Source organism: Cyclobacterium sp. 1_MG-2023 (assembly GCF_030546805.1).
Classification (GTDB): Bacteria; Bacteroidota; Bacteroidia; order Cytophagales; family Cyclobacteriaceae; genus Cyclobacterium.
Window position 1 is genome coordinate 1 of the sequence record NZ_JAUOPC010000003.1, and the last position, 25,636, is coordinate 25,636.

The following is a 25,636-nucleotide window of genomic DNA, read 5'->3' on the forward strand; positions in this document are numbered from 1 at the left end:
CGAACATCATTTAGAGAAGAATATTTGACATTTTTGAAAAAATTCAATGTTCCTTTTGAAGACCAATATTTATTTGACTGGTTGGAATGAGGTGCCACTCCTCTGGAGCATCTCTGATACCAAGAGAATAAGGGTAAAAGTCATTTAGTATTTAACTCTTAATTGGAGAAAATTAAAATTGATACACTTTACTTTTTTAAAAAAAGTGGGAAACCAAATTGTCGTTTTTAAAATGTGTAGTGCACATTCGGGATTTTTATGTATTTGGGAAGGAGTGTTTATATTATACTGATTTATAATTATTTGACTTATGGTTAAAGCTCCGAAGGAGTTTTATTTTTGTAGTACTAGGTGCTTGAGTTATTACAAGCTCCCTAGGAGCGATACCCAAATTTTAATACAGAACGTTTTTGCTGTAAAGAATCAAGAATGGCTAATTAGATTTCAGGGTTCAGAAGACCAATATACGTTTTATTGGTTGGAATGTGCCGCTCCTCTGGAGCTCCTGATCATTGAGGATACAATAATGCTACAAAAATATTGCTCCTCTGGAGCATCATAATTCTCAAGCGAATTATTGGGAACAAGAAGCATTTGTTTCTAGGTTTGAGTAAATGAAGGTTTGTAATTGTTGTTCAATAGCGATGAATGGGAGAGCAGGTTGTTGAATTACTTGACTTGTTATATAGAATCTAATTCGTTTTCTTTCTTAGCAATTGTTCTATTATTAACTTGATTTATAATTATTTAACTTATGGCTGAAGCTCCGTAGGAGTTTCATTTTTGTAGCACTAGGTTTTTGAATTATTACCAGCTCCGTAGGAGTGATACCTTAATTTTAATACAGTACGTTTTTGCAGTAAGAAACCGAGAATTTCTAATTTGGTTTCAGGGTTTTGAAGACCAATATACGTTTGAATGGTTGGCATGAGGTGCCGCTCCTCTGGAGCTCCCGACCATTAATGATACAATATGCTACAAAAATATTGCTCCTCTGAAGCATTTAGATTTTCAACTGAATTATTGAGGGATACAATAAGCCTAAGTGTGTAAATTTGAGTAAGTTAAAACGTTTTATCATTTTGTTTAATCCAAAGCTCCGTAGGAGTTTCATTTTAGTAGCACTTAGTGATTGAATTATTAAAAGCTCCATAGGAGCGATACCTTAATTTTGTGGTATGGCAAATGCCAATTGAAAAAGTTATAAATTGGTAGGCAATGCCAAGAATTTTGGTGAAAATGTGAAACCATGACGGAATTTTGGGAAGAAAACTTTAAAGACAAACAATCCATGTGGGGGTTTAGCCCGGCAGATGCAGCCATTGAAACCGTGAAACTGTTTCAAAAGCATGAACTGCGAAAAATCCTTGTCCCCGGCTTTGGCTATGGCAGAAATGCAAAAGTTTTTATGGATGAGGGCTTTGATGTGACCGGAATAGAAATCTCAGAAACGGCAATTGATATTGCCAGAAAGCAATATGGAAACCAAATAAATGTTCACCACGGATCAGTAAGTGGAATGCCTTTTGACAATGAAACTTACGATGGGATCTTTTGCTATGCCTTGATTCATTTGCTTGAAAAGAAAGATCGGCCCAAACTAATAGCCGATTGTTACAAGCAGCTTAACGAAGGTGGTTTAATGGTTTTTGTAGCTATTTCTACCGAAGACCATGCTTTTGGGAAAGGGGAGGAGATTGGCAAGAATAGATTTTTGACACCTCATGGTGTTGAATTGTTTTTTTATAACCTAGATTCTGTAAACGATGAATTTGGTGATTATGGGCTGCTTGAATCCAAGACAATCATGGAGCCGGCGAAAAACATAGTAGGCAAGCCCGGCCAAAAATTTTGGCAGATTGTATGCAAGAAAGCTGCTGTAGGTTAAAAGAATTAAATTATAGCACATGACCAAGGTAATAATCGAGGATTTCTGTCCATCAAATAAAGAAGAATGGAGCAATTGGCTAGAACGCCATCACTTAATAAAAGAGGCTGTATGGCTCATTGTTTATAAGAAAAGATCAGCTACTCCAAACCTTACTTGGAGCGAATCTGTAGATGAGGCTTTGCGATTTGGCTGGATCGACAGTTTGAAAAAGCCTATAGATGATGAAAAGTACAGACAATACTTCAGCAAAAGAAAGGCAAACAGTATTTGGTCAAAAACGAATAAAGACAAAATTGAAGCTTTATTAGAGAAAGGCTTGATGTCGGAGGCAGGCTTAAAAACGGTTGAAATTGCCAAAAAAAATGGATCCTGGTCTATCTTGGATGCTGCAGAAACCTTGGAAGTTCCCATGGATTTAGCAAGTAAATTCAATGAGTTTCCGGGGGCAAGAGACTTTTTCGATAGTCAAAGTAAATCTTGCAGGAAAAGCTTGCTAACATGGATTGCAATGGCAAAGCGACCCGTTACTCGAGAAAAAAGAGTATTGGAAATAGCAGAAAATGCTGGGCAGAATTTAAAACCTAAGGCATTTCGATAGGTGCCAAGTACTCGTCTTTTGGCTTTGCCTTTCGTTAATCCCCTTGAGCAATTTTAATACAGAAATATCTATTAAAAAAACATAAATCCCAAAATTCTATGAAAGACACAAGTCACCACGATGAACGGATTGCCAAAATGACATTCGCCACGGTATACCCGCATTATGTAACAAAAGTAGAAAGGAAGGGAAGAACAAAAGAAGAATTGCATCAGGTAATTGATTGGCTCACAGGATTTAATGAGGAGAAACTTCAGGAACTTATTGAAAATCAAGCTACTTTTGAACATTTTTTTCAGGAAGCCAACCTAAACCCCAATGTTGACAAGGTAAAAGGAGTTATTTGTGGTTATCGTGTGGAGGAGATTACAAATCCCTTGACACAACAAGTACGGTGGATGGACAAGCTGGTAGATGAATTGGCCAAAGGTAAAAAGATAGAAAAGATTTTAAGGGGTAGTTAGGGGTTGAATGGTTGGTATTAGCAAGGTGTAGATAAAGGATTTTAGGGTGACTTAAGTTAGCTTTTTGTCCTATGATTTAAAATCCTTTAATTTGTCACCTAAGAATCCATATTATGAGAAATATATGTTTACTAGCATCTTTGTTATTATTTCTTGCCTGTACGGAAGAGGAAGTGCCTTCTCAGCCGGTTGTATACGATGGTGATCTTGAAATTAGGTCGCTCTCTGACCTTAAAGATATTGCAGAAAGGGGGTATACAACCATTAATGGAGTGCTTGCCATTCATTATACCAATGAAGTGGAAGATTTTTCACTGCTGAAAAACTTGCAAGAGGTTTCAGGCCTTATTATACGTTACAATGATGACCTCCAATCCTTGAAAGGGTTAGAGAATATTGAGAAGGTGGCTTTCCTAGAGATAGAAAGTAACCTTGAATTAAAGGATTTGACCGGTTTGGAAAACTTAAAATCAGTAACTAAAATTCTTTCCATTAAAGACAATGATCAATTGGGCTCCTTGGCTGGTTTAAAAGCATTGACTTCCTTGAAAGAGCAGTTTGTATTATTTGATAATAGGTCTTTAACCAACCTTCATGGTTTGGAGCAATTGCAGGAAGCCCAACAAATGCTGATAACGAATAATGTCAACCTAACAAGTTTAGAAGGCTTAGAAAACTTAAATACATCTGCAGATATTAGGGTTTATTCCAATGATTCACTCATAGATTTTTGTGCCCTGTCAAATTTCATGGAAAAGAAAGGAGAAGAAGATTCATATGTTGCCCTATTGAACGCTTTTAACCCTACCATAGCCGATTTTGAGAACGGTAACTGTGTCTGGATTCCATAGAAATTGGTAGCAACTTGACCTTTAAATTAATATTCAGTTGATTTAGATTTAACACAGCACAAGGCTTAATTTCCTAATCTTAATGGCCTTCCTTCAACTTTTAGTAGTATAGCTTAGTGATACTTTACATAAGATTTATAAAGCATATGCATTTGATTACAAAAAGAATTTTAGCACCATTATTATTCCTTTTCTTATTTGTCCAATTTGGCCAAGCACAGGTTGATGAAATCAAGGAAAAGTTTCTTAAAACTGAAGAATTGATGGTAATTGCTCACCGAGCAGCCAACCAAAATTTCCCGGAAAATAGTATTGTTGCCATAGAAGAAGCTATCCGTATGGGAGTGGATATAATTGAGCTAGACATTAGGGTGACTGCTGATGGTGTAGTGGTTTTGATGCATGATCAAACAGTAAATAGAACAACCACCGGCAGCGGAGATATTGAAACTTTGGATTATAGCTATTTACAAACTTTAAACTTACTTCATAAAGGAGAAGCTACCAAGGAGAAAATTCCAACTTTAGAAGAAGCATTGAAAGTTACGAAAGGGCGGATTATGGTGGATATGGACATGAAAACGGATAAAGTGGAAGAAGTGTTGGAGGTGGTTAAAGCCATGGATGTTGTTGATGAACTGTTGTTTTTTGATTCAGATTGGGATGTTTTGGCGGCATTTCAGACAAAGCTTCCGGATGCGTTTATTATGCCAAGAACTTACAAAACAAAAGAGATTAAAAAGGCGGTTAAGAAATTTAACCCTAGGGCAGTGCACATAGACCCGAGTTTTTATACACCTAAAACAGTGGCAAAAGCAAAAAAATATGGTGTAAGGCTCTGGATTAACGCTCTAGGAGATGTGGACAGGGAAATGCTAGCCAATCCCGACCAAGAATGGGCCCGAGAATGGCTAAATAAAGGAGCTACCATGGTACAGACTGATGTGCCAAGCTTTTGGACAAAACTCAAGTAAATTGACCTTAATGATTTGAAGGTGTGATAGCTGGTGCTGTCACACTTTTTTTGTAATCTAAGGCGTTTTTTCAAGCCTTTTGGACAGCTTCAGTACTTTTTGGAAAAAGTGATTTGCTTCCTTATCTGTCTTTGGAGGCTACATAATCCTTTGCCTTTATTTTTAATTTTCAAGGTTGTACCCCTATGATTTAACCCGGATTATGTAATAGAATGTCTATTGCATATTTCGGGTTTAAGTCTTTTAACCCTAAATAAGTATTAGATGATCTATTGCCTATTTAGGGTTTAACCTTGTCAAAAGCACTATACAATACAATTAGCAGGAGAATTTCACTAATTGCCAAGAATAATAAACCCAACAAAGCCAATACAACAGAAATAAAAAGCAAGCCCGTGATCATGACCACAATGCCAGCACCTATGGCCATGTTTCCAAATTCTTCTTTGTACCTATAAAGTCCGAACCCAAAAATCAAGTAAATGCTTCCGAATAATATGGACTGAGCGGCCACCAGGGGCAATGGATCAGTATCCATGTTATAAAACAAGTAGAGGTCAGCAGCTATGCAAATCACAATTCCTGCAACGGCTAGTAAGGAAGCCGGTTTTATCCAATTGTTTTCCCAAATATGCCCCATCTGATAAAATCCAAGCATAAATAGAGAGTAAAATATCAATATGCTTATTTTGACTAAGGTGTATTGCCAAGCTGAGATACTTATAGGCAGAGAAGTACTTAACCCATAGTCCATATAAGCTTCCCAAAAGGCCAATATGAAATAGACTACCCCACTAATGAATGCCAAGAGCAGCCATTTCGGTGCTTTCTTTGAGGTACTTGAAAGAGGATTATTTGCTTGTAATTGATCGAGTTCTATGTTTAGCGCTGCAAAGATTGACCGAACAGTATGTGATCTAGGGGTAACTTCACCTGCTTCGATGCGTTGAATTGTGCGCACATTGATATTGCAGCGTGCAACCAATTCTTCTTGAGTGAGTCCATTCGCCTTTCTTAATTCAAGGATTTTCTTTCCCAATTCCGGTTGTTCCATGAGATTCTATTCGTTTGGTTTCATTTGCAAGGTCTGCTAAAAATTGTTTAATGAGCCTGTATCTGCAACGGATTTAACCCGACATTTACCCGACAATCGACTTATTTAATGATTATTGACACCAAATAGATATGTTTTCGCATAAATAAACCATTTGGTATATGAAGGGTTGAGTTATTTCGTAAGGATAATAAAATCAGCAAGGGCCTTTTTGTTTTCTAGATTTTCATTATTAGCAAAGCATGAAATGGTTTTTACATGTAATTTCGGTTTCATTCTTTTTAATTCAGCCACGGTTCCAAGTCGCTCGTCACTATGAAACCTACCGGTAAGGTGTAATATTTTTGTTTTTTTGTCTTTACGCCATGCTTTGAGTATGCTTTCAGCCATGGTAGCGTCACGGAGCAATTGAGCATGGAAAACCGATGGTCCCATACTATGTGCATGAGCACCCATGGCTTCATTGAATTTGTGCAGGTAAGGGTCTCCGGCTTCAGGGATTTTTATTTTTGCAAACAAGCGCCGGGATTTTCTTTGGAGTAGGTCTAAAGAGGTCAAGCCTTTTCTACTTACCATATTTGCATACCTACCGGGTACATTGGCTGCAATCACTTGTTGCTTATTTTCTTTGGCTAAATTTACCAAAGGAGCATAATCTGAATAATTGTTCCAAACTTTGCCTTCTTGCCGGAGTTTCTTTTCTGTAATTAAACCTGCAAGGTATTCGTCCAATACGAGCTGCACATCTCTCTCAAACATCTCCATACTGAGGGTTAGGGAGCCGTTCTTTGCTAGCAAATCGTTGTACAATTCGTATTGTAACACATGAGCAATGCTGTCATTGTGTTCTTCTCCAAAAAATATGACTTCTGCCTCAGTTAGTTTATCCACTAAAGAAACCAAAGAGAGTTTATTTCCCGTTTTCGTTTCAATAATTGTATAGGACTCTTGTTGAGAGGTGGTAGGTGGAAGGCTGAACTGTAAAAGAATAAAAAAGAGAGAGGTGATAGAAAAATTCATCGTAAGGGAGTTTAGCATGTTAAATTATAAAATTCTAAATATTTTATCAAAAAGGAATGCCAAGAGGATAATATCAATAAATAAAAAGATGGCTTGGGTTCTATGCTCAGAATGAGTGAATGCCTTTTTTTATTAGGGGAAACAACAACTTTTCTAAATCTAATTCCGTCTAGGTTTTAATGTTTACTCAAAATTAACAATTAAAATTATTTCAAAGATGATCAGAAAGGGCATGTTCACCCTATTGCTAATGGTAGGGTTTGTTTATATGGAAGCAAAAGCTCAACAGGAGTTTAAAATTGTGACCGTAGTAGAATCTATTGTGCCAATGGGAATTGGTAGGTCTCGTATTATTGACAGTCAGACGGAAAATAATTATGAAGAATATACCACTGATAGAACAGATGGTAAAAAAAGTAATCAAAAAGAAATCAAAAGGTCTGATATTAAGGTGGATGAGTTGGAAGAAACGAAATTACTCAATTTTTTCAGTTTGACCGGAATCAACTTTCAGAACATTGCTTCAAATGATGCAGTTATCGCTTCAAAAATCAATGCTATGCTGTCAAAGGGCTGGAAACTGACCTATGTTGCAAGTGGAGTGGAAAGCAATGCTGGAGCAGATGATGGCAAAGGTATTTATATTACCCGCTTGTTTTTTTCCAGGTAGGGTGATGAATAAAGAATAGGAGTAAAGGTGGATATGAGGTCTCCTTTACTCCTTTAATGGGCAGTGAAGATGATTTTGAGAATTTCATTTTCAGAAGTCGGACCTAAATTGTACATTTAGAAACGATGGCTATTAAACCTTTTACACACCAAATCGAGGAACTAGATCCGGCTAAGGATTGTGAAAAAATTTGTTACCTCCTCACTTTTCATTGTTTCCCCTGGGACATGGAAAAGGCCCTTGAATTTGCCTTGTTCAGAACTTTTGCGGTTCCATCTGTTTCCCGTTTACTTGTTGCAACAGGTGAGTTTATCAAACATACACGTAAGCGGTACGATGATACTGAGTTGCTCTTGTATGAAATCCTTGAAAATGGCATGGATAGTGAACGTGGCACCATGGCAATTGACCGAATAAATAATATGCATGGTAGGTACAAAATAGCCAATCGAGATTACCTCTATGTACTTTCCACCTTTATTTTTGAGCCAATTCGCTGGATGGATAAATGGGGCTGGAGACCTTTTTCATTGGCCGAAAAAAATGCAATTCTTAACAACTACTTAAAGTTGGGCGAGCGGATGCACATCAACGATATTCCTCAAACCCTCGCAGCTTTTGAAGCTTTTAATATGGCATATGAACAAGAACACTTTATGTTTCATAAGGCCAATGCAATGGTAGGTAACAAAACTCTTGACCTTTTGCTGGGATTCTATTTGCCCAACTGGTTGTTCCCTTTGGGAAGGCCTGTAGCTTTGTGCTTAATGGATGCCCCACTTAGGAAAGCAATGGGTTATAATAAACCGGCTGATTGGCTAATCAAAATGGTACAACAAGGGATGCTTATTCGTGGTAAGTTGTTAAAATGGTTGCCTGAAAGAAAAAGCCCCATATTAGGTACAGCGCGTAAACGCAAAACTTACCCAACAGGATATAAAGTGGAGGAGTTGGGTACCTTTAGATAAAAATGTTTCACTTAATTTTTTGCTGCTTCGGAGGGTAAGGACAATGCCGGCATTGGTTGCCACAGCAACTTCCCCTTTGTATATGGTAATTTTCCGTAAAGACCATAAGCCTACCCTCAAAATAATAATGAAAGCCTTCTTTTAATAAATGTGGAGGAGGAAGTTTGTTTTCCTTTTTCAAAGTGAGTGATGCTGATAGCCAGCTTTATGTTATTTAATTCAATTTGGCTTTGATGAAATTAATTCGGTCAAAGTGGTGGATTTAAAGACGGCGTTTGTTCTAAAAAAGGGTATAAAGATGGCGCAATCAATTATTTGGCGCCATCTTTATACCACAATTTCTTTTTGCTTTAGCTTTTGCCAAAGTAATCAATAATAGGTTATATAATTATTAATACCCCGGATTTTGTAACAGTTGCGGAGCTCTGTTTAGTTCGTCTTGCTCTATGGGCACCCAATATAATTTTTCAGAAAAGTTCCTTTTAGGTGCTGCAGATATCTTCCTCCAGGTAGTCGTAATGACCCCATCTTCGGTAACTTCTTTGATATCTACTCCATAAAGGTCAGGAGCAAAATTTTCCTCCAGCAGTTTCCACCTTCTGGTGTCATACCAGCCTACATTTTCAGAGAAAAACTCAATCTTACGTTCATACATTAATGCTTCCATGATATCTCCGGTAAAATCCGGTAGAGCAACTCGGTTTCTGACCATATTGATATAGGTAGTGGCTGTTTCTGTATCTCCCAATTCTAGAGATGCTTCTGCATAATTCAATAGGATTTCAGGGTAGCGAATCCATATAAAGATGTTTTCATTGGCCATATCTCTGCCAATAATTTCATCGTCCATGAATTTTTTCATTACGTATCCGGTATAATTCCCATTGGAAGGAGAGACTGGGCCTTGTCTGGTATCCAAGCCAAAGCGTTCGCTTACTAAAACACCATTTTCGATTACAGTTCTTGTCCTTCTTTCGTAGATCCCAAGTGGGTCGATGTGTGCCAAATCATCGAATCTTGGTTGAAAAACAGCACTGTCATATAAGATGCTTCCATAAAATCTAGGTTCCCTATGTTTGTAAGGATTCTCATCTGTAAAGTCTGATGAAACATTGATGTATTCATCATTGGCATTAAAATTAAAGTGGTCAAAGAAATCTGTGCCATCAGCCATTTGGTAGCTGTCTACAAAATTCCCATAAGGCGCATTGTTTCCATGACAAGATAAGCCATTAAGACCATTTCTTAGATTGGTGTTAATCCTAGGGCCATCATCTGCTCTATGCATTTTTCCCCAAATAACTTCAGGACTTGATAAATCTCTGGCTTTAAACAGTGAAAAATAATTATAAGCAGCAGCTTCTTGATCAGGAGCACCAAAATCTTCCAAAGAAACTGTTCCCAGATCTATCAAATCTTTAGCAGCATCCCTAGCAGCAGTCCATAGTGCTTGTCTGTTAGGATTCGCATAACCTACATATTCATTCACGGCTGTTCCATCAGCAGTTAAATCACTGGCTGCAAATAATAACATCCTAGATTTAAGCGCCATTGCGGTTTCTTTGGTTGCCCTGCCCATTTCCATTTCGCTTTTGAGCAACAATAAATCCGCAGCAGCATCTAAATCTTTTACTATAAAGTCAATGGTTTCTTCAAAGGTGCTACGTAAGTATCCGGAAAAGTCTTCGCCTAATTCAGCCGGAGTATCCAATAAGGGAACACCACCATAGGATCTGCAGATATCGCTGTAAAATACAGCCCTAAGAAAGATAGCTTCTCCTTTTAAAACGTCTACCTGGGCCTGAATATTTGCTCTTTGAGATTCAGGATAAGCCTCTGGCAGTGCATCGATTTGAGATAGAAATAAATTTAGTTTATGAATATTGGAATAATGCTGCCAAGTCAGGTGTCCCCTGTCAATGCCCGGATTCCCTGCACTGATGGTTCCTCGTCCATAATCTGTTAGCTGTGCTCCTTTTGTCATGGTGGTTTCCCCTACAAAGAGACCGGTTTGGTAACCATGGCTTCTTTGATTCCATCCATATTCTACACTGTTGTATAGATCGTTTAGGTAGTATCTTACCAAGTTTATATCAGACCAAACGACAGGGTCAGAATAGCTATCAAGGGGCGACCTGTCGAGTAATTCATCGTTGCAAGAGAAGCTTCCTAGCAACAAAGCAACTAATATTGTCAGTTTACTTATATTTCTTTTCATAATATAATTTTTTTTAGCCAATTAAAATGAGATTTGAGCACCAATAGAAATAACCCGCATAATTGGGTAGGCTCCCATTCCACTTACTTCCGGATCCATGATGTCATTTCCCGAATAAATCAACCAAAGATTTTGGCCTGAGGCATAAACTTTGGCAGACTCAAGACCAATCAAATCTAAAACAGTACTTGGTACTCTATAATTAATCTGTAAATTCTTTAGCCTAGCATAAGATACATTGGCATAGTTATAATCTGTATCATAATTGCTTCTCCAATATTCTTCTAACCATTGGTAGGCACGTGGTTTTGTAGCGTCAATATTATCCGGGGTCCATCTGTCCTCAGCGTCATACTGAAAATAATTACCGGCAGTTCCAGAACGCAAATCATCGTAAATTCCTCTCAGCGCATTACCATGTCCTTGGACAAGAGCAGTCAATTCCCAATTTTTATAAGAAAAATTCAGGTTCAAACCAAAGGTGATTTCAGGTGTTGTTGTCAAAGGAAATAACTGACGGTCATTTGTGGTGATTTCTCCATCATTGTCATAATCTTCAATGATGATGTCTCCGGGCCTTGCGCCAGCAACGTGTGGCATAGAATTCACTTGTTCCTCATCTCTAAAGATGCCGATTGAATTGTACAGAAGTAGAGCACCTTGTGGGTGGCCCGTTCTTACTTGCCATGGAACAGGGCGTTCCGGTTCATCAGACTCAATGATTCTGTTTCTTGCAAAAGCAAAATTACCGGAAACACCGTAACCGATATCTCCTTTTTGATCATCATAGCTCATGATCACTTCAACGCCATAATTGTCTACGACACCAAAGTTTTCATCAGGTAATGAAAGGCCTACGAAACGTGGTATGGATACATTTCTTTGTACTAGGATATCACTTCGTCTTTCGTAGAAAAAGTCTGCATCGAAGCCTAGTTTGGTGTCAAATAATAGGGACTCCCATCCTAGGTTGAAAATACTTGCCTTTTCCCAGGTTATATTAGGATTGGGTATTCCTTGCTGTCTTAAGCCGGGCAAGTAAGTTTTGCCTTCTCCCAAAGCCAGCCCTTGAACGAAACCATAGCTGGCCAAATACTGAAAAGGAGAGACCAAATCATTTCCCATTTGTCCCCATGTCGCTTTCAATTTAAATTGATCGATTAAACCCAAATTATTTTTCCACCAATCATATTCTGAGGGTCTCCAGCCTGCCAGTACGGAAGGGAAATTGCCCCATCGGCCTGCTTCTTTGGAAAAATTAACAGATCCATCTCTTCTAAAACTAAACTGGAACAAATAAATTTCTTTGAAATTATAACTAATTCTACCAAAATAATTTTGTCTTGCACCAAAACTTACCGAACCGGCATTGTCTTTTTCAGCATCACCTCCGGCAAATAAATAGGGGAGTTGGTCAGAAACAAAATACCTTCTGTAGGCGTTGAAGTTTTCTTGGAATCCTTCATTTTGCTCATAGGCCATAAATGCATCAACATTGTGAACATCGTTAAATGTTTTGGTGTAATCAATTTTAAAATTGAAAGTACTGGTGTTAGAATAATTCGAATAATCGGTTAACCTAGGTTCAGGGGGACCTTTTTGACTACCGATAATATAATCTGAACCGTCCTCAACTCCGGTATTTCCATCTGCCAAATAGGATTCCTCATTGAAGCTATACAAGGTGAAAGGTTTTTGGAATAATTTTCTTTTTTGGAAATAAAGGTCATATGCAAAATAACTGGATGCCGATAGACCTTCTACCCAAGGTATTCTAAGCTTTGCAGAGAAGATGTTATTGCTTCGGAATTGTTTGTCATCATCGAAACCGGTTTGATCTGAGGCCATTACCATTGGTTGGTAACCAAACTCGATGTCAGGTCCCGGCAATCCATTAGGATATACAGCATGATTGGTTGGGTACATTCTTCGAATAGTCTGAAACATACTTGATGTTGACATTCCGGAATACATTCTGTTTTCTTGAATTCCCGATATGTCTACGCCCAAATCCAAATATTCATTAATTTTAAAATCAACATTTGCCCTTAGATTGTATCTTTTATAGGAGGTGTTGGAATTGGTATATATACCATCATCTGCTTGAGTACCAAACGAGGTGAAATAACTCACTTTTTCTCCACCACCTGTTACAGATAGGTTGTGATGACTGGTACTACTAAAGTCTCTCAAGGCTACCTCGTTCCAATCTGTATTGGGGTGGGTCCAAGGATAATCTCCTGACCTGTATTTTTCTACATCTTCTTCAGAAAAAAGCATATTGGATTCATCCACTCCCCGATATGACTGGTTTTCTCGAATCATGGTAGCATAAGTTGCGGCATCTGCCATTTCCGGTAATTTGGTTGGAGATAGCCAGCCTTTATAAAATCCATAAGTGATTCGAGTAGGGGTGTCTTTCTGTCCTCTTTTTGTAGTTACTAAGATTACCCCATTGGCAGCTCTTGCACCATATATCCCTGCGGAGGCATCCTTTAGTACCGTTATACTTTCAATATCATTTGGATGGAGGGAGTTTAGGTCTCTTCCTATAATACCATCAATAACCACCAAAGGTGAGTTGTTTCCCAAGGTGGCATTCCCTCTAATTCTGATGCTGGCCTGGTCTTTACCAGGTTCTCCACTGCTTTGCATAAAAATACCACCAGGAAGACGACCAGCTAAGGCATTGGAAACGGCACCCACAGGAGCCGATGAAATCTCATCAGCATTAACTGTGGTAACGGAGCCGATTACATTTACTTTTTTCTGAGTACCGTACCCGACTACAACTACTTCATTTAAGGAGGAGATGCTTTCTTCCAATTCCACATTCAGAATACTTTTCCCACCTATTTCAATTGATTTTGAATTGAAACCAATAAACGAGAAAACTAATGTGGATTGTTCAGGCACTGAAATCGAATAATTGCCATCGATGTCGGTGGCTGTGCCTAAGCCGGTGCCCGGAACTGATACTGTTACCCCAGGGATAGGTTCCCCATTTTCATCGGTAACCTTACCAGTAATGGTTACATCTGCATTGATAATGGTTTTAGTGGTCGTAATTTCAGCTTTGGCATCGGCCGTAATGATTGACCCCAAATGTAGCATCAATGGTAGCGTACAATAAAGGGGGAACCTGTAAAACTTAAAAGGTTTTCTTTTTTTCATACTGTTGAAAGGGTTAAATATTAGTGAACGGATAATAATTTTAATTCTATATGACAATTGTGTAAAATATTGCTTATGGGTTTTCTTGTTTCGCTTGTGAAAAAATTAATTCTGACGTTTTTTATCAAAATAAACTGTGGTTGAAGCTTAAGGTGGGCAATATAATATTTAAAAAATTTAAAACTTATATTTATATGAAAAATTGATTGAAAAAAAACTAAAATTCTTTAATTTATTATATTAATCAAAAATTTATATTTATGATCTTATTTTTTATATTAGGTAGATGATATATTTATTTAGGGTAGATAATGACTTGGTTATTAAAGTTTTGATTAATATTTGGCCACAATCGGATATCATTTGTAAAGAGCTATTGAGCATTTATTTTGATTGGAGGGGAACCGGTATTGACTCAGCTTAATAACATTGGAATAAGACTGCTCCTAGATAATTTGAATGGATGAAAAAATGATTTTGCAATAGAAAGTAACTGTATCGCTTCAAAAATCTCATAAGTTTTGACTGAAATACTTAGCTTTATGGTAACAGGATATTTCTTCCTTTCCAGATGTAGCAATCTTTACTTTTGCCTGCTAGCCTAATCTATTAAAACATGACTTTTATCATGTTTACACCTTCTTATAATCAAGTTCGCTTTGGTAATTGGGGAGTAGCTTTGTAGAAAATAAAAGGTATATGCAAGCCAAGCTAGAAACACAATTTGCCTTCCCAAGTGAATTAATCACTTCTTATCAAGAGATACCTTTACCAGAAGAGTTTAAAGTTAACTTGGAGGTTAGGCCGGAGAATAATAGGTTGCAAATAACCACTAAACCGGTCCTTTATACGGCGCATTTGCCACGAATCCTTGATTGGTTACATGGTCTAGATCAGCCTAGCCCTTTAGAAAAAGAGCCATGCGATACACCGGTGCTTTTGTATGATAAAGAGTTGTCATTCGAAAGACTTCTTTTTCATTATGACGGAACTCCTGCATCAGCTAAGATCATCAAACATTTCTTGCTATTATTCTCAAATAACTTGCAAGCGAGTAAGGCAACCATAATTTCACCTGCTTTTATTCCAAAGTCAAAATTAAAGGAGGAGCAAGAACTCATCCAAGAAGTAACAAACCATATTTCTGAAACTTCTTTTATTAAGTTTAATTTTAATAGAATAGGAGATTTTTGGTCATATGCTGTAAAACATCAGAAAACCCTGTTAGTAACTACCAAAAATAACCAATCGGATTTGGCCAAAGTACTATTTCATTTTTACAAAGGAGGACTTTGGTACGATAAATTATCATTTTACTTGGCTTTATAAATTATTGTTTTTAATGATATTCGTCATGTTTTTAATTATATTAAAGGATTAACTTGTCCGAAAATGGAGGAAATGCCTACAAAAACAGAAAAATCTAAAATTGTCAGTTGCTTTCACTGTGGTGAAAACTGTGATGATGAGGCGATTATGTGTGATGAAAAGAATTTTTGTTGCACAGGTTGCCTGACTGTTTATGAGGTTTTGAATGACAATAATTTATGTGATTATTATGCTATTGAAGCATCTCCGGGGAGCAATCAGAAAAAGAAAGAAATTAGAGACAATCGATTTGATTATTTGGAAGATGAGGATGTCATAAATAGGTTGATAGATTTCAAGGATGATGAACAATCCCATGTGACTTTTTCTATTCCTATGATTCATTGTGCCTCCTGTATCTGGCTTCTTGAAAATCTATACAAGCTTGAGCCGGGAGTAACTTTTTCCAGGGTAGACTTTATCAAAAAGAAAGTTCAAATAAAATATTTGTCTAAAGAGACCAGTTTAAAATCTATTGTTAAGTTGCTGTCCCATATTGGCTATGAGCCCAGAATAAACCTTTCTGATCTGGGTGAAGAAAAAAGCCATAAGACCAATAAAAAGCTCATTTACCAATTGGCAGTGGCAGGATTTTGCTTTGGTAATATGATGTTTTTTAGTTTGCCTGAATATTTTTCAGAAACTGAATTGCTGGGTAATGGGTTTAGCCATCTTTTCAATTACCTGAATATTATCTTGGCTTTGCCTGTAGTTTTTTATTCTGCTACGGATTATTTCCGCTCTGCTTGGATCGCCATTAGGAATCGTTCTGTTAATATGGATGTGCCTATCGCACTGGGAATCATTAGTTTGTTTTCTTACAGTTTGTTTGAGATCTTTATTTCAGGACAGGAGGGCTATTTGGATACACTTGGAGGATTGTTGTTTTTTCTTTTGGTGGGGAAATATTATCAACAAAAAACATTTGATACCCTTTCTTTTGATAGAGACTATAAGGCTTATTTCCCCATTGCAATTACTAAAATGATCAAGGATCGTGAGCAAGTAATTCCTTTAACTAAGCTTAATGTTGGTGATATAATTAAAGTTAGAAATGAAGAATTAGTGCCTGCAGATAGCATATTATTAGAGTCTGAGGCCTCGATTGATTATAGTTTTGTGACTGGTGAGGAAATACCCATTCCTGTGAAGAAGGGTGAACTTATATATGCTGGAGGAAGACAAAAAGGTGCAGCCATAACGCTGGCTGTTCAGAAATCCCCTTCTCAAGGATATTTGACAGACCTTTGGAACAATGAAGCTTTTTCAAAGGATGAGCAAGAAGACTCCTTGGCTTCGATGGCAAATCGAATCAGTGGAAAATTTACTTTCACAGTACTTTTGATTGCATTTGGAGCATTGTTATACTGGAGTTTTAATGATATTTCGCTCGGAGTCAGGGCTTTTACTTCTGTATTAATAATTACTTGTCCCTGTGCTTTGGCTATGTCCACTCCTTTTACCTTAGGGAATGTGATGCGGATATTTGGTAAAGGGGGTTTTTATTTAAAGAATACCCAAGTGATCGAAAAACTTGCAGGTATCAATACCCTTGTCTTCGACAAAACAGGGACACTAACTGCCCCTTCCAAAGCAAGGGTGAGCTACCATGGCGAAAACCTTACAGAGGAATCGAAAAGTATGGTAAAAGCTTTGGTGAATTTTTCTGTCCACCCATTGAGTAACAGTATCAATCAATGGTCAGGAAATGTAAAGCCTGTAACATTGGACAATGTGGAAGAGATTCCTGGGAAAGGATTACAGGCGAGTTATAAGTCCAAAAGCATAAGCTTGGGTTCCGCATTGTTTTTAGGTGTGGGGTCCATAGATAAAGTGAACAATATAGGCAATGAGGTACATCTTGTCATAGACGGCATGCATTGGGGTGTTTTTCGAATTGCAAGTAGTGTTAGAGAGGGGATAGAAAAAATGGTTCCGGAATTGGCTAAATCTTATGACATTCATTTGCTTTCCGGAGATCATAACCATGAAGAAGATTATTTGAAACAGGTTTTAGGAGAGAACGTATCTATGCATTTTCAGCAATCCCCCAAAAGTAAATTGGCGCATATCCGGAGGATGGAAAATACCGGTAAGCATGTGTTGATGGTTGGTGATGGACTCAATGATGCTGGAGCACTTAAAGCAAGTGAAGTGGGAATTGCGGTAACTGATAATATCTCACATTTCAGTCCTGCAAGTGACGCAATTCTGGACGGAAAAAAATTAAGTTATTTGCCAGATTATTTGGATTTTGCTAAAACAGGGCGAAAGATTATCAAAGCCAGCTTTGGTTTGAGTTTCACCTACAATGCGGTAGGAGTCTTTTTCGCAGTTCAGGGATTGGTGAGTCCGGTGTTATGTGCGATTTTGATGCCTGCTAGCAGTATTTCTGTGGTTTTGTTTACAACAATTGCCACCAATTTTCAAGCGTATAGAAAAGGATTAAACGATAAGGAGATGATTCTATGGAAGTGATATTTGTTCTGATAGGTATAAGTTTAGTCATGGCTGGAGGCTTTTTATGGCTTTTTTTTAAAGCGATGAAAGGTGGGCAGTTTGATGACCAACATACACCGGCGATCAGAATACTATTTGACCAAAAAACGAAAAGTAAAGCGAATAAAAAAACACCTAAAAAAAAGAAGTGATATGTCAGGAACGACACTTGAAAAGTTTAGTTACGATAACAAGATCGTAAAATTCTTCGGCGCAGCCACCATGATATGGGGATTAGCCGGAATGCTGATAGGCTTGCTTGCTGCCACCCAGCTATTTTTACCCGAAGCAAATTTAGGCAATCCTTATACGACCTTTGGGCGGATAAGGCCCCTTCATACGAATGCAGTAATCTTTGCCTTTGTAGGGAATGCCATTTTTGCCGGCGTTTATTATTCTATGCCCCGCCTACTTAAGGCTCCAATGTGGAATAAAACCCTTAGTTGGATCCACTTTTGGGGATGGCAGGCCATTATTCTTTCTGCTGTAATTACGCTGCCATTGGGATTAACTTCATCCAAGGAGTATGCAGAACTTGAATGGCCTATAGATATTGCCATTGCCATCATTTGGGTAGCATTTGGTGCCAATATGATTGGTACTTTGATCAAGCGACGAGAAAAACACATGTATGTAGCCATTTGGTTTTATTTGGCTTCGTTTGTAACCGTAGCAGTATTACACATTTTCAATTCCCTAGCTTTACCGGTATCCTTTTTTAAAAGTTATTCAGCATACGCAGGTGTGCAGGATGCCTTGGTACAATGGTGGTATGGACACAATGCGGTAGCATTTTTCCTTACTACTCCTTTCTTGGGATTGATGTATTATTATTTGCCAAAGGCAGCTAACAGACCTGTATTCTCCTATAAGCTCTCTATCGTCCACTTCTGGTCCCTAATTTTCCTATATATCTGGGCAGGTCCTCATCACTTGTTATATACCGCTTTGCCTGAATGGGCCCAGGTTTTAGGTGTTGCATTTTCAATTATGCTACTTGCTCCAAGTTGGGGTGGGATGGTTAATGGGCTGCTCACACTTAGAGGTGCATGGGATAAGGTTAGAGTAGACCCTGTGTTAAAGTTTATGGTGGTGGCTGTTACAGCCTATGGTATGGCTACCTTTGAAGGCCCATTACTTTCTATTAAAAGTGTAAATGCCATTGCTCATTATACAGATTGGATCGTAGCTCACGTGCACATTGGTGGATTGGGATGGAATGGATTTCTAACTTTTTCCATGCTGTATTGGTTATGGCCAAGAATGTGGAGAACCAAATTGTTTTCCGTTAAATTGGCCAATACTCACTTTTGGTTGGGAACCCTTGGGATATTGTTTTATGCCTTGCCAATGTATGTGGCAGCCCTTACCCAAAGTTTAATGTGGAAAGAATTTGCAGATACAGGGCGTTTAGCCTATCCTAACTTCTTGGAGACAGTTATTCAGATAGTACCAATGTACATGCTTCGTGCATTCGGAGGTTTACTTTACCTGAGTGGAGCCATATTGATGGTGTATAACCTAGTGAAAACTGCAGCTGCAGGATCCTTCTTAGAAGAAGAGGAAGATGAAGCACCGGCTTTGGCAAAACACGTGGAAGAAAAGAACGAATTCTGGCACAGGGCCTGGGAAAGAAAACCTGTATTTTTCACCATTTTGGCTACAATAGCTATTTTGATAGGAGGAATTGTAGAGATTATTCCTACTATATTAGTTAAGTCCAACGTACCTACTATAAGTAGTGTAGAGCCATATACGCCACTTGAGTTGCAGGGTAGGGATTTGTACATTGCCAATGGTTGTGTAGGCTGCCACTCTCAAATGATTCGTCCATTTAGGTTTGAAACTGAGCGTTATGGAGAATATTCCAAAGCAGGTGAGTATGTTTATGACAGACCATTTTTATGGGGATCCAAACGTACAGGTCCAGACTTACATAGGGTAGGGGGGAAATACCCCGATAGCTGGCATTATCACCATATGGTAGATCCAAGAAGTATGTCGCCGGGATCTTTGATGCCACCATATCCTTGGATGACCACCAATATTATGGATCACAGCAATATTGGAGCGAAGATAAGAACCATGCAAAAATTAGGTGTTCCATATGAAGAAGGTTATGATGAAAGGGCTATGGAAGACCTGCAAAGGCAAGCCAAAAAAATTGCAGGAAATTTAAAGGAGTCAGGAATCGAAGTGTTACCGGATACGGAGATTATAGCCTTGATTTCTTATCTGCAGCGATTAGGAACTGATATTAAAAAAGGTGGATCCGGAAACGAATAAACTAGAAAGAAATGAAAAAAAATATTTTAAGCTCAATGGAGAATATTGAGATTTACCCAATCATTTCCTTATTGATATTTGTTATTTTCTTTATCGGAATGTTTTGGTGGGTCTTAAAAGTAGATAAAACTTATGTGGACCATATGAAAGAAATGCCACTCAATGATGAACCTCAAAACGATAAGTCGAATGAAAAACTTTAAACTGATTGGAGTCACCCTGATGTGTTTGTTAATGGCAGTGCCCGGCTTTGCCCAAGAAGCAGAAACCAGCTTCTTGGCCCAAATGCAGCAGCTCGATAGCAATACCTTGCTTTTGCTAGCCATAATTGCTGTCGTTTTGCTTGTCATAGTGGTTATTGTTGCGGTGATGGTTTATATGCTGTCCTTTCTAATGACAATAATGAGAAAGGAAAACCCTGCTTTGGCAGCAGAGCCTTCCTGGTGGGAGTCGTTTAAGACCAAATATGTTGTTGGTAAAATGAAACCAATTGCCGAAGAGAAAGATATACAGCTTAACCATAGTTATGACGGAATTGTGGAACTGGACAATTTCATGCCTCCTTGGTTAAAATATGTATTTTACCTTACAATTTTCTCAGCAGTAGTTTATTTTCTGAATTACTCTGTATTAGGAATAGGAAAAACACAAATTGAAGAATATGAGGCATCATTGGAGGAGGCGGCACTTGAAGCAGAAGCTAGAGGAGCGATGATGCTAACTTCCATAGACGAAACCAATGTAGAATTGGATACTTCTACCCCCGCGTTGGAAGCCGGTGAAGAATTGTTTACCGGGAATTGTGCGGCCTGTCATGCCATGGATGGTGGAGGTGGAGTTGGTCCAAACTTAACCGATGAGTATTGGTTGCATGGGGGAGATATAAAAAGTGTCTTTACCGTGGTCAAATATGGTGTGGTTGAAAAGGGGATGATTCCTTGGCAAGATCAGTTGAGCCCTGAGCAAATGCAGCAGGTATCAAGTTATATCTTGTCACTACAAGGAACTTCACCCGCCAATCCAAAAGATCCTCAAGGAGAAAAATATGAACCCACTATCGAGGAACCGGTAGATGCTTTGGGTGAGGAAGAGTTGGGTGTAGAACCTGCTGAATAAAGCCAAAAGGTCGGGTTTGAAGCTTTTTCAGACCCGACATTTATCATAAAACAAGAGAATTATGGCTGTTAGAAATGAAAATCTAAATCCGGACAAGTTTAGGGATGCACTTGGAACTGTGAATCAGGATGGGAAAAGACATTGGGTTTTTCCCAAAAAGGTTTCCGGAAAATTCTATCAATACAGGACCTATTTTTCATGGCTACTCCTAGGGATTTTGTTTGCAGGGCCTTTCATTAAAGTAGATGGTCGACCTTGGTTGCTATTCAATATTTTTGAACGCAAATTCATAATTTTTGGAGCTGTTTTTTGGCCCCAAGATACCCATTTGCTGATTTTTTTATTGCTTATTTTCTTTGTCTTTATTATCCTATTTACGGTAGTTTTCGGGAGGGTGTTTTGTGGTTGGGCTTGTCCCCAGACACTCTTTATGGAAATGGTTTTTCGCAAAATAGAGTATTGGATAGAAGGGGATGCCGGCCAGCAAAGAAAGTTGGATGCTATGCCTTGGAATGCAGAAAAAATAAGGAAAAAGTCCATCAAAATGGCCATTTTCATTTTTATTTCTCTGCTCATTTCACATACTGTAATGGCATACCTTATAGGTATTGACGAGGTGTTGGAAATTGTTTCTTCTCCTCCTACAGAGAATTTGGCTGGGTTTTTCGGCCTCTTGGCTTTTACCGGGATTTTTCTTTTCGTTTTCTCATGGTTTAGGGAGCAGGCATGTATTGTGGTTTGTCCCTATGGACGTCTTCAAGGTGTATTGCTGGACAATCAATCCATCAATGTAACCTATGATTATAAAAGAGGGGAGCCACGGGCTCCCATAAGAAAGAAAAAGGTAGAAGAAAAGCCTGCTGGTGATTGTGTGGACTGTACCTTATGTGTTCAGGTTTGCCCTACTGGAATTGATATTAGAAATGGCGTACAAATGGAGTGCGTAAACTGTACGGCCTGTATGGATGCTTGTGACGACGTCATGGAAAAAGTGGATCGTCCCAAGGGCTTGATCAGATATGCTTCTGAAAATAGTATTCTTACCGGAACATCTAAATTGCTTACGGGAAGAGTGAAAGCCTACTCCGGAATACTCTTGTTGCTGATTGTAGGCTTTGTCTCTTTATTAGCTACTAGGGAAGATTTAGGTGCCACAGTGACCAGGTTTAGGGGAATGACCTACCAAGCCAGAGAGGGGGCTCAAATCAGTAATCTATATGAAGTTACCTTAATCAATAAGACCTTTGATGAACAAGAGGTTACTTTGGTGCCTGATGATCCTACATTTACCTTAGAAAAGGTGGGACATACCGATTGGCATCTCGAAGGACAGTCAAAGATTGAAGGTAGGTTTTTTCTGGTTAAGCATCAGAAAGACATGAAAGTACCACAACAAAATGTGGACCTTTTGTTGCAACAAAACGGGATAACCATAGATCGGATTTCGACGAGTTTTATGGGCCCCGTTGGAGAATGACAATATTTAAAGAATAGATATGAATTGGGGAAATGGGATTTTACTATTGTTACTTGTTTTTATTGGCTTGATGGTTACCTTGGTTACCATTTGCGTGAAGCAAGATGATATTCATTTGGTTACTGAGGATTATTATGCGGAAGAAATTAAATATCAGGAACATATAGATAGGGTAAGTAATACCCAGGCTATAGAAGGGAAGGTCATGCAATTTGATGCCCTTAGCAAGACGCTTCAATTCAAGTTGCCGATTGGGGCCAAAGGAGAGTTGCACTTATTTAGGCCTTCGGATGCGCGGATGGATAAGAAAATTCAGGTTGAAATTAAGGACACTGAATCCAACGTTTTGAATCTGAATGATTTAGAGCCGGGTTATTGGAAGGTAAAAATGACCTGGGAAGCAAATGGGGTAGCCTATTTTGAAGAGAAGAAAATAGATATTTAAATGATTTGGACAGCCTTTATATGGGGTTTGCTTGGCTCATTTCACTGTGTTGGTATGTGTGGGCCTATTGCTTTGGCCTTGGCAGGGAAAGATAGAAACAAGTATTTGTTTAATAAATTACTCTATAACTCAGGTAGGGCCATTACTTATTCCTTATTAGGTGGATTGGTAGGAATGCTGGGTTTTTCTTTGTCTCTGGCAGGTGTACAGCAATGGGTTTCCATTGTTCTCGGGCTGAGCATTATTGCCTTGGCTTTTTTTTATAAAGAATCTGAAAAGTGGATAAGCGGATCCACATTTTCGAAATCATTGATAAAGCTAAAAACACAATTGGGAAAATCCATAAAAAGAGGTGGTAGTAAAGCTTTTTTTCTAACCGGATTATTGAATGGCTTCCTTCCTTGTGGAATGGTATATATGGCCTTGATGGCTTCCTTGGCATTTCAAAGCCCAATTTATGGAATGGCTTATATGTTCGTCTTTGGTTTGGGTACTTTTCCTGTGATGATTTTGCTTATGTTTTCAAAGGATGTCTTCTCTTTGAATTTTAGGATGAAAATGAATAAGGCTATGCCCTATTTTGTGATGTTTATGGGAGTCCTATTTGTTTTAAGAGGTATGGGTTGGGGAATACCTTATTTGAGTCCCAAGCTTGGACTGCCAACTGCCCATGCCACAGAACTCCTAGACAGTGATATTACCCATTGTGAATGATGGGAAATCATGTTCTTGCCGGATAATACTCCTGAATACAGATAATGAAATTGATACTTAAATAGGGGGGCATTTGTTCAAATGGTTCATTTCCACCCGTTTCACTAATAGATTTTTCATTCATTTTGCTATTGGAAGTATCCGCATAGGTCATCATTGTATAGGGAGGCCAAAAACGTTGGCTTTAACTTGACTAAGGGCCATATAATTGTTCTCGGGATTATTGGAATTGGCTTTTATAGAGTTTGATCATAAGGTATGGGAATGAGCAGGTAGGTTATTTTTTCTAATTGACAGGTTTCCTGACCACCATTTTCACCGTTCTTTTTAGGACTAAGCCCTAGGCCGGACCCACTTCCAACCGGCATTCTTCCTCTTAAGTCCGGTAAAGCGAATGTAGTCTTACTATCTCCTCCATACATATTGCCCAATATTGAAAATAAGGACTGATTGTCTTTGATTGACATTTTCCTTCCATCACATGGCGCAGATCCTTGGGGAGTGAAATTGCCGGCAAACATTTTTATTACTCCTATGTACTCTTCAAACATATTTGAATTGATTCGTTAATTTGTTGATTGGTAAAATAATCAAAATATATTTTTAAAAGTAGGTTAAAGTGTGTTTTTGATTCGGTTTATTGGTTAATAATCCATATAAAAGTATTACTTACCCTGTTTTTGTACCATAAACCGCATTTACATTTTTTGAGGACTAATATTGGATGGAAAAGGGTTGGAGTTTTTTTTTGTGAATGGAAGTTGTTGGTAGATTAACAGCCTTAATTAATTATATAGGATTTCCTGTAGGATAATTCACAATTAATTTTTCTATTGCCTTATGCTGTTATTGGCACAGGTTTTTGGTGTTACTGATTAGCTCTTTGATGAAATAGTGGGCTTAGTTTGAAATTTATTGCCTTACTTTTTGTATTTTGTTTAACTCGGATAATGTAAAGGGATTTCCTAAGCTTTCTCAGGGAGGGTTGTAATCACAATAAAATCAGGCTGTTTGTATGGCTTAATATAGCATTGTTATGGTTTACCACTCTTTCGATTAGTAGGGTTGAAAACAGCAAGGAAGTGGCTGAGCTTGAAGTGAATCCAGCACGTAATAGATTGTGTATTACATTTTTTGAGTTTATATTAAAAGATTAAAGGATGTAAACCATGAATAAATTTATCAGCTGTGTCTTATTGTTTGTCATCATTAATTCAATACATGCACAACAAATTGAGAAGTACCTAATCGAGACAGAAATTGGGGATATTGAACTTGAAGTGTATCCGGAGAAGGCCCCAATCACTGTAGAGAATTTTCGTGCTTACGTTGAAAAAGGACTTTATGCGAATTCTAGTTTTTTCCGGGTATGTACACCGGAAAACGAAGCAGATAGAGAGATTAAAATAGAAGTAATCCAAGGTGGGAATGTTCCTGACAGTTTATTGTTGGCTCCAATACCCATAGAAACAAGCGAAGAAACAGGTGTTAAACATAAAAATGGAACCATATCCATGGCCAGATTAGGACCTAATACTGCGCAAAGTTCTTTTTTTATTTGTATTAATGCACAACCTGAACTGGATTATAAAGGAAAAAGAAATCCGGACGGGTATGGTTTTGCTGCTTTTGGTGCGGTTACCAAGGGAATGGAGCTGGTTAATGAAATTCAATCCGGAGAAGAAGTTGACCAATACCTTATTGATCCGATAAAAATACAATCCATAAAAAGAATGAATTAAATGGTATTTATTCATAAGGAAAGGAATTATATTTTATAAATATCTATAAATACAGTTGAAATAAAGATAAAAATGCTTTATTTGGTAAGTAAAATAAACCCAAATAT

At 38.1% G+C, this 25,636-nt stretch carries 24 protein-coding genes; 17 read left to right on the plus strand and 7 right to left on the minus strand.

Annotated elements, in window-relative coordinates:
* The first annotated feature begins 1,249 nt into the window (after positions 1-1,249).
* The 5 genes from Q4534_RS04695 (at position 1,250) to Q4534_RS04715 (ending at position 4,778) form a co-directional block, all read left to right on the plus strand.
* A complete protein-coding gene (locus Q4534_RS04695; protein WP_303612016.1) occupies positions 1,250-1,888 on the plus strand; it encodes a bifunctional 2-polyprenyl-6-hydroxyphenol methylase/3-demethylubiquinol 3-O-methyltransferase UbiG in 639 nt (212 codons plus the stop codon).
* Between the two features lie 19 nt (positions 1,889-1,907).
* Positions 1,908-2,489 carry a YdeI family protein gene (locus tag Q4534_RS04700; protein WP_303612017.1) on the plus strand — a complete coding sequence of 194 codons (582 nt, stop codon included), beginning with the start codon at positions 1,908-1,910 and terminating at the stop codon, positions 2,487-2,489.
* A 98-nt stretch (positions 2,490-2,587) separates the two neighbouring features.
* On the plus strand, positions 2,588-2,953 hold the full coding sequence (locus Q4534_RS04705; protein WP_303612018.1) for a DUF2200 domain-containing protein: 366 nt from the start codon (positions 2,588-2,590) through the stop codon (positions 2,951-2,953).
* A gap of 113 nt (positions 2,954-3,066) precedes the next feature.
* A complete protein-coding gene (locus Q4534_RS04710; RefSeq protein WP_303612019.1) occupies positions 3,067-3,804 on the plus strand; it encodes a hypothetical protein in 738 nt (245 codons plus the stop codon).
* A 146-nt stretch (positions 3,805-3,950) separates the two neighbouring features.
* The gene (locus Q4534_RS04715; protein ID WP_303612020.1) at positions 3,951-4,778 is read left to right on the plus strand and encodes a glycerophosphodiester phosphodiesterase family protein; all 828 of its coding nucleotides are present in this window, start codon (positions 3,951-3,953) and stop codon (positions 4,776-4,778) included.
* Between the two features lie 280 nt (positions 4,779-5,058).
* On the opposite strand, the gene Q4534_RS04720 is transcribed toward Q4534_RS04715, so the two are convergent.
* Complete coding sequence (locus tag Q4534_RS04720) at positions 5,059-5,832, minus strand: helix-turn-helix domain-containing protein (RefSeq protein ID WP_303612021.1); 774 nt, start codon at positions 5,830-5,832, stop codon at positions 5,059-5,061.
* 174 nt (positions 5,833-6,006) lie between these two features.
* Positions 6,007-6,852, minus strand: a complete 846-nt coding sequence (locus Q4534_RS04725; RefSeq protein ID WP_303612022.1) for a ChaN family lipoprotein — start codon at positions 6,850-6,852, stop codon at positions 6,007-6,009.
* A 217-nt stretch (positions 6,853-7,069) separates the two neighbouring features.
* On the opposite strand from Q4534_RS04725, the gene Q4534_RS04730 reads away from it, so the two are divergent.
* Entirely contained in the window at positions 7,070-7,522 is a 453-nt protein-coding gene (locus Q4534_RS04730) for a hypothetical protein (protein WP_303612023.1), read from the plus strand.
* A gap of 125 nt (positions 7,523-7,647) precedes the next feature.
* Positions 7,648-8,490, plus strand: a complete 843-nt coding sequence (locus tag Q4534_RS04735) for an oxygenase MpaB family protein (protein ID WP_303612024.1) — start codon at positions 7,648-7,650, stop codon at positions 8,488-8,490.
* A 7-nt stretch (positions 8,491-8,497) separates the two neighbouring features.
* Here the strand turns inward: Q4534_RS04735 and Q4534_RS04740 are convergent, their stop codons facing one another.
* The 3 genes from Q4534_RS04740 to Q4534_RS04750 all read right to left on the minus strand — a co-directional run bounded on the left by Q4534_RS04740 (position 8,498) and on the right by Q4534_RS04750 (position 13,882).
* Positions 8,498-8,671 (minus strand): DUF5522 domain-containing protein, encoded by a 174-nt coding sequence (locus tag Q4534_RS04740; protein ID WP_303612025.1) that lies wholly within the window; start codon positions 8,669-8,671, stop codon positions 8,498-8,500.
* A 210-nt stretch (positions 8,672-8,881) separates the two neighbouring features.
* Entirely contained in the window at positions 8,882-10,708 is a 1,827-nt protein-coding gene (locus Q4534_RS04745; protein WP_303612026.1) for a RagB/SusD family nutrient uptake outer membrane protein, read from the minus strand.
* 21 nt (positions 10,709-10,729) lie between these two features.
* On the minus strand, positions 10,730-13,882 hold the full coding sequence (locus Q4534_RS04750; RefSeq protein ID WP_303612027.1) for a TonB-dependent receptor: 3,153 nt from the start codon (positions 13,880-13,882) through the stop codon (positions 10,730-10,732).
* A gap of 699 nt (positions 13,883-14,581) precedes the next feature.
* On the opposite strand from Q4534_RS04750, the gene Q4534_RS04755 reads away from it, so the two are divergent.
* The 9 genes from Q4534_RS04755 (at position 14,582) to Q4534_RS04795 (ending at position 23,787) form a co-directional block, all read left to right on the plus strand.
* Entirely contained in the window at positions 14,582-15,211 is a 630-nt protein-coding gene (locus tag Q4534_RS04755; RefSeq protein WP_303612028.1) for a hypothetical protein, read from the plus strand.
* A 63-nt stretch (positions 15,212-15,274) separates the two neighbouring features.
* Entirely contained in the window at positions 15,275-17,728 is a 2,454-nt protein-coding gene (locus Q4534_RS04760; protein WP_303612029.1) for a heavy metal translocating P-type ATPase metal-binding domain-containing protein, read from the plus strand.
* Positions 17,719-17,901 carry a cbb3-type cytochrome oxidase assembly protein CcoS gene (gene ccoS, locus Q4534_RS04765; protein ID WP_303612030.1) on the plus strand — a complete coding sequence of 61 codons (183 nt, stop codon included), beginning with the start codon at positions 17,719-17,721 and terminating at the stop codon, positions 17,899-17,901. Before Q4534_RS04760 ends, ccoS begins: the two co-directional genes overlap by 10 nt.
* Before the next feature lies 1 nt (position 17,902).
* Entirely contained in the window at positions 17,903-20,035 is a 2,133-nt protein-coding gene (gene ccoN / locus Q4534_RS04770) for a cytochrome-c oxidase, cbb3-type subunit I (RefSeq protein WP_303612031.1), read from the plus strand.
* An 11-nt stretch (positions 20,036-20,046) separates the two neighbouring features.
* Complete coding sequence (locus Q4534_RS04775; protein WP_014022899.1) at positions 20,047-20,238, plus strand: hypothetical protein; 192 nt, start codon at positions 20,047-20,049, stop codon at positions 20,236-20,238.
* Complete coding sequence (locus tag Q4534_RS04780) at positions 20,225-21,151, plus strand: cytochrome c (RefSeq protein WP_303612032.1); 927 nt, start codon at positions 20,225-20,227, stop codon at positions 21,149-21,151. Before Q4534_RS04775 ends, Q4534_RS04780 begins: the two co-directional genes overlap by 14 nt.
* Before the next feature lie 61 nt (positions 21,152-21,212).
* Positions 21,213-22,628: a cytochrome c oxidase accessory protein CcoG gene (ccoG, locus tag Q4534_RS04785; RefSeq protein ID WP_303612033.1), complete on the plus strand. Its 1,416-nt coding sequence runs from the start codon at positions 21,213-21,215 to the stop codon at positions 22,626-22,628.
* Between the two features lie 19 nt (positions 22,629-22,647).
* Complete coding sequence (locus Q4534_RS04790; protein WP_303612034.1) at positions 22,648-23,073, plus strand: FixH family protein; 426 nt, start codon at positions 22,648-22,650, stop codon at positions 23,071-23,073.
* A complete protein-coding gene (locus Q4534_RS04795; RefSeq protein WP_303612035.1) occupies positions 23,074-23,787 on the plus strand; it encodes a sulfite exporter TauE/SafE family protein in 714 nt (237 codons plus the stop codon).
* 7 nt (positions 23,788-23,794) lie between these two features.
* On the opposite strand, the gene Q4534_RS04800 is transcribed toward Q4534_RS04795, so the two are convergent.
* Together Q4534_RS04800 and Q4534_RS04805 are read right to left on the minus strand one after the other, a co-directional pair.
* Positions 23,795-23,944, minus strand: a complete 150-nt coding sequence (locus tag Q4534_RS04800; protein WP_303612036.1) for a hypothetical protein — start codon at positions 23,942-23,944, stop codon at positions 23,795-23,797.
* A gap of 79 nt (positions 23,945-24,023) precedes the next feature.
* Entirely contained in the window at positions 24,024-24,338 is a 315-nt protein-coding gene (locus Q4534_RS04805) for a phage tail protein (RefSeq protein ID WP_303612037.1), read from the minus strand.
* Between the two features lie 618 nt (positions 24,339-24,956).
* On the opposite strand from Q4534_RS04805, the gene Q4534_RS04810 reads away from it, so the two are divergent.
* Positions 24,957-25,529, plus strand: a complete 573-nt coding sequence (locus Q4534_RS04810) for a peptidylprolyl isomerase (RefSeq protein WP_303612038.1) — start codon at positions 24,957-24,959, stop codon at positions 25,527-25,529.
* The last annotated feature ends 107 nt before the right edge of the window (positions 25,530-25,636 follow it).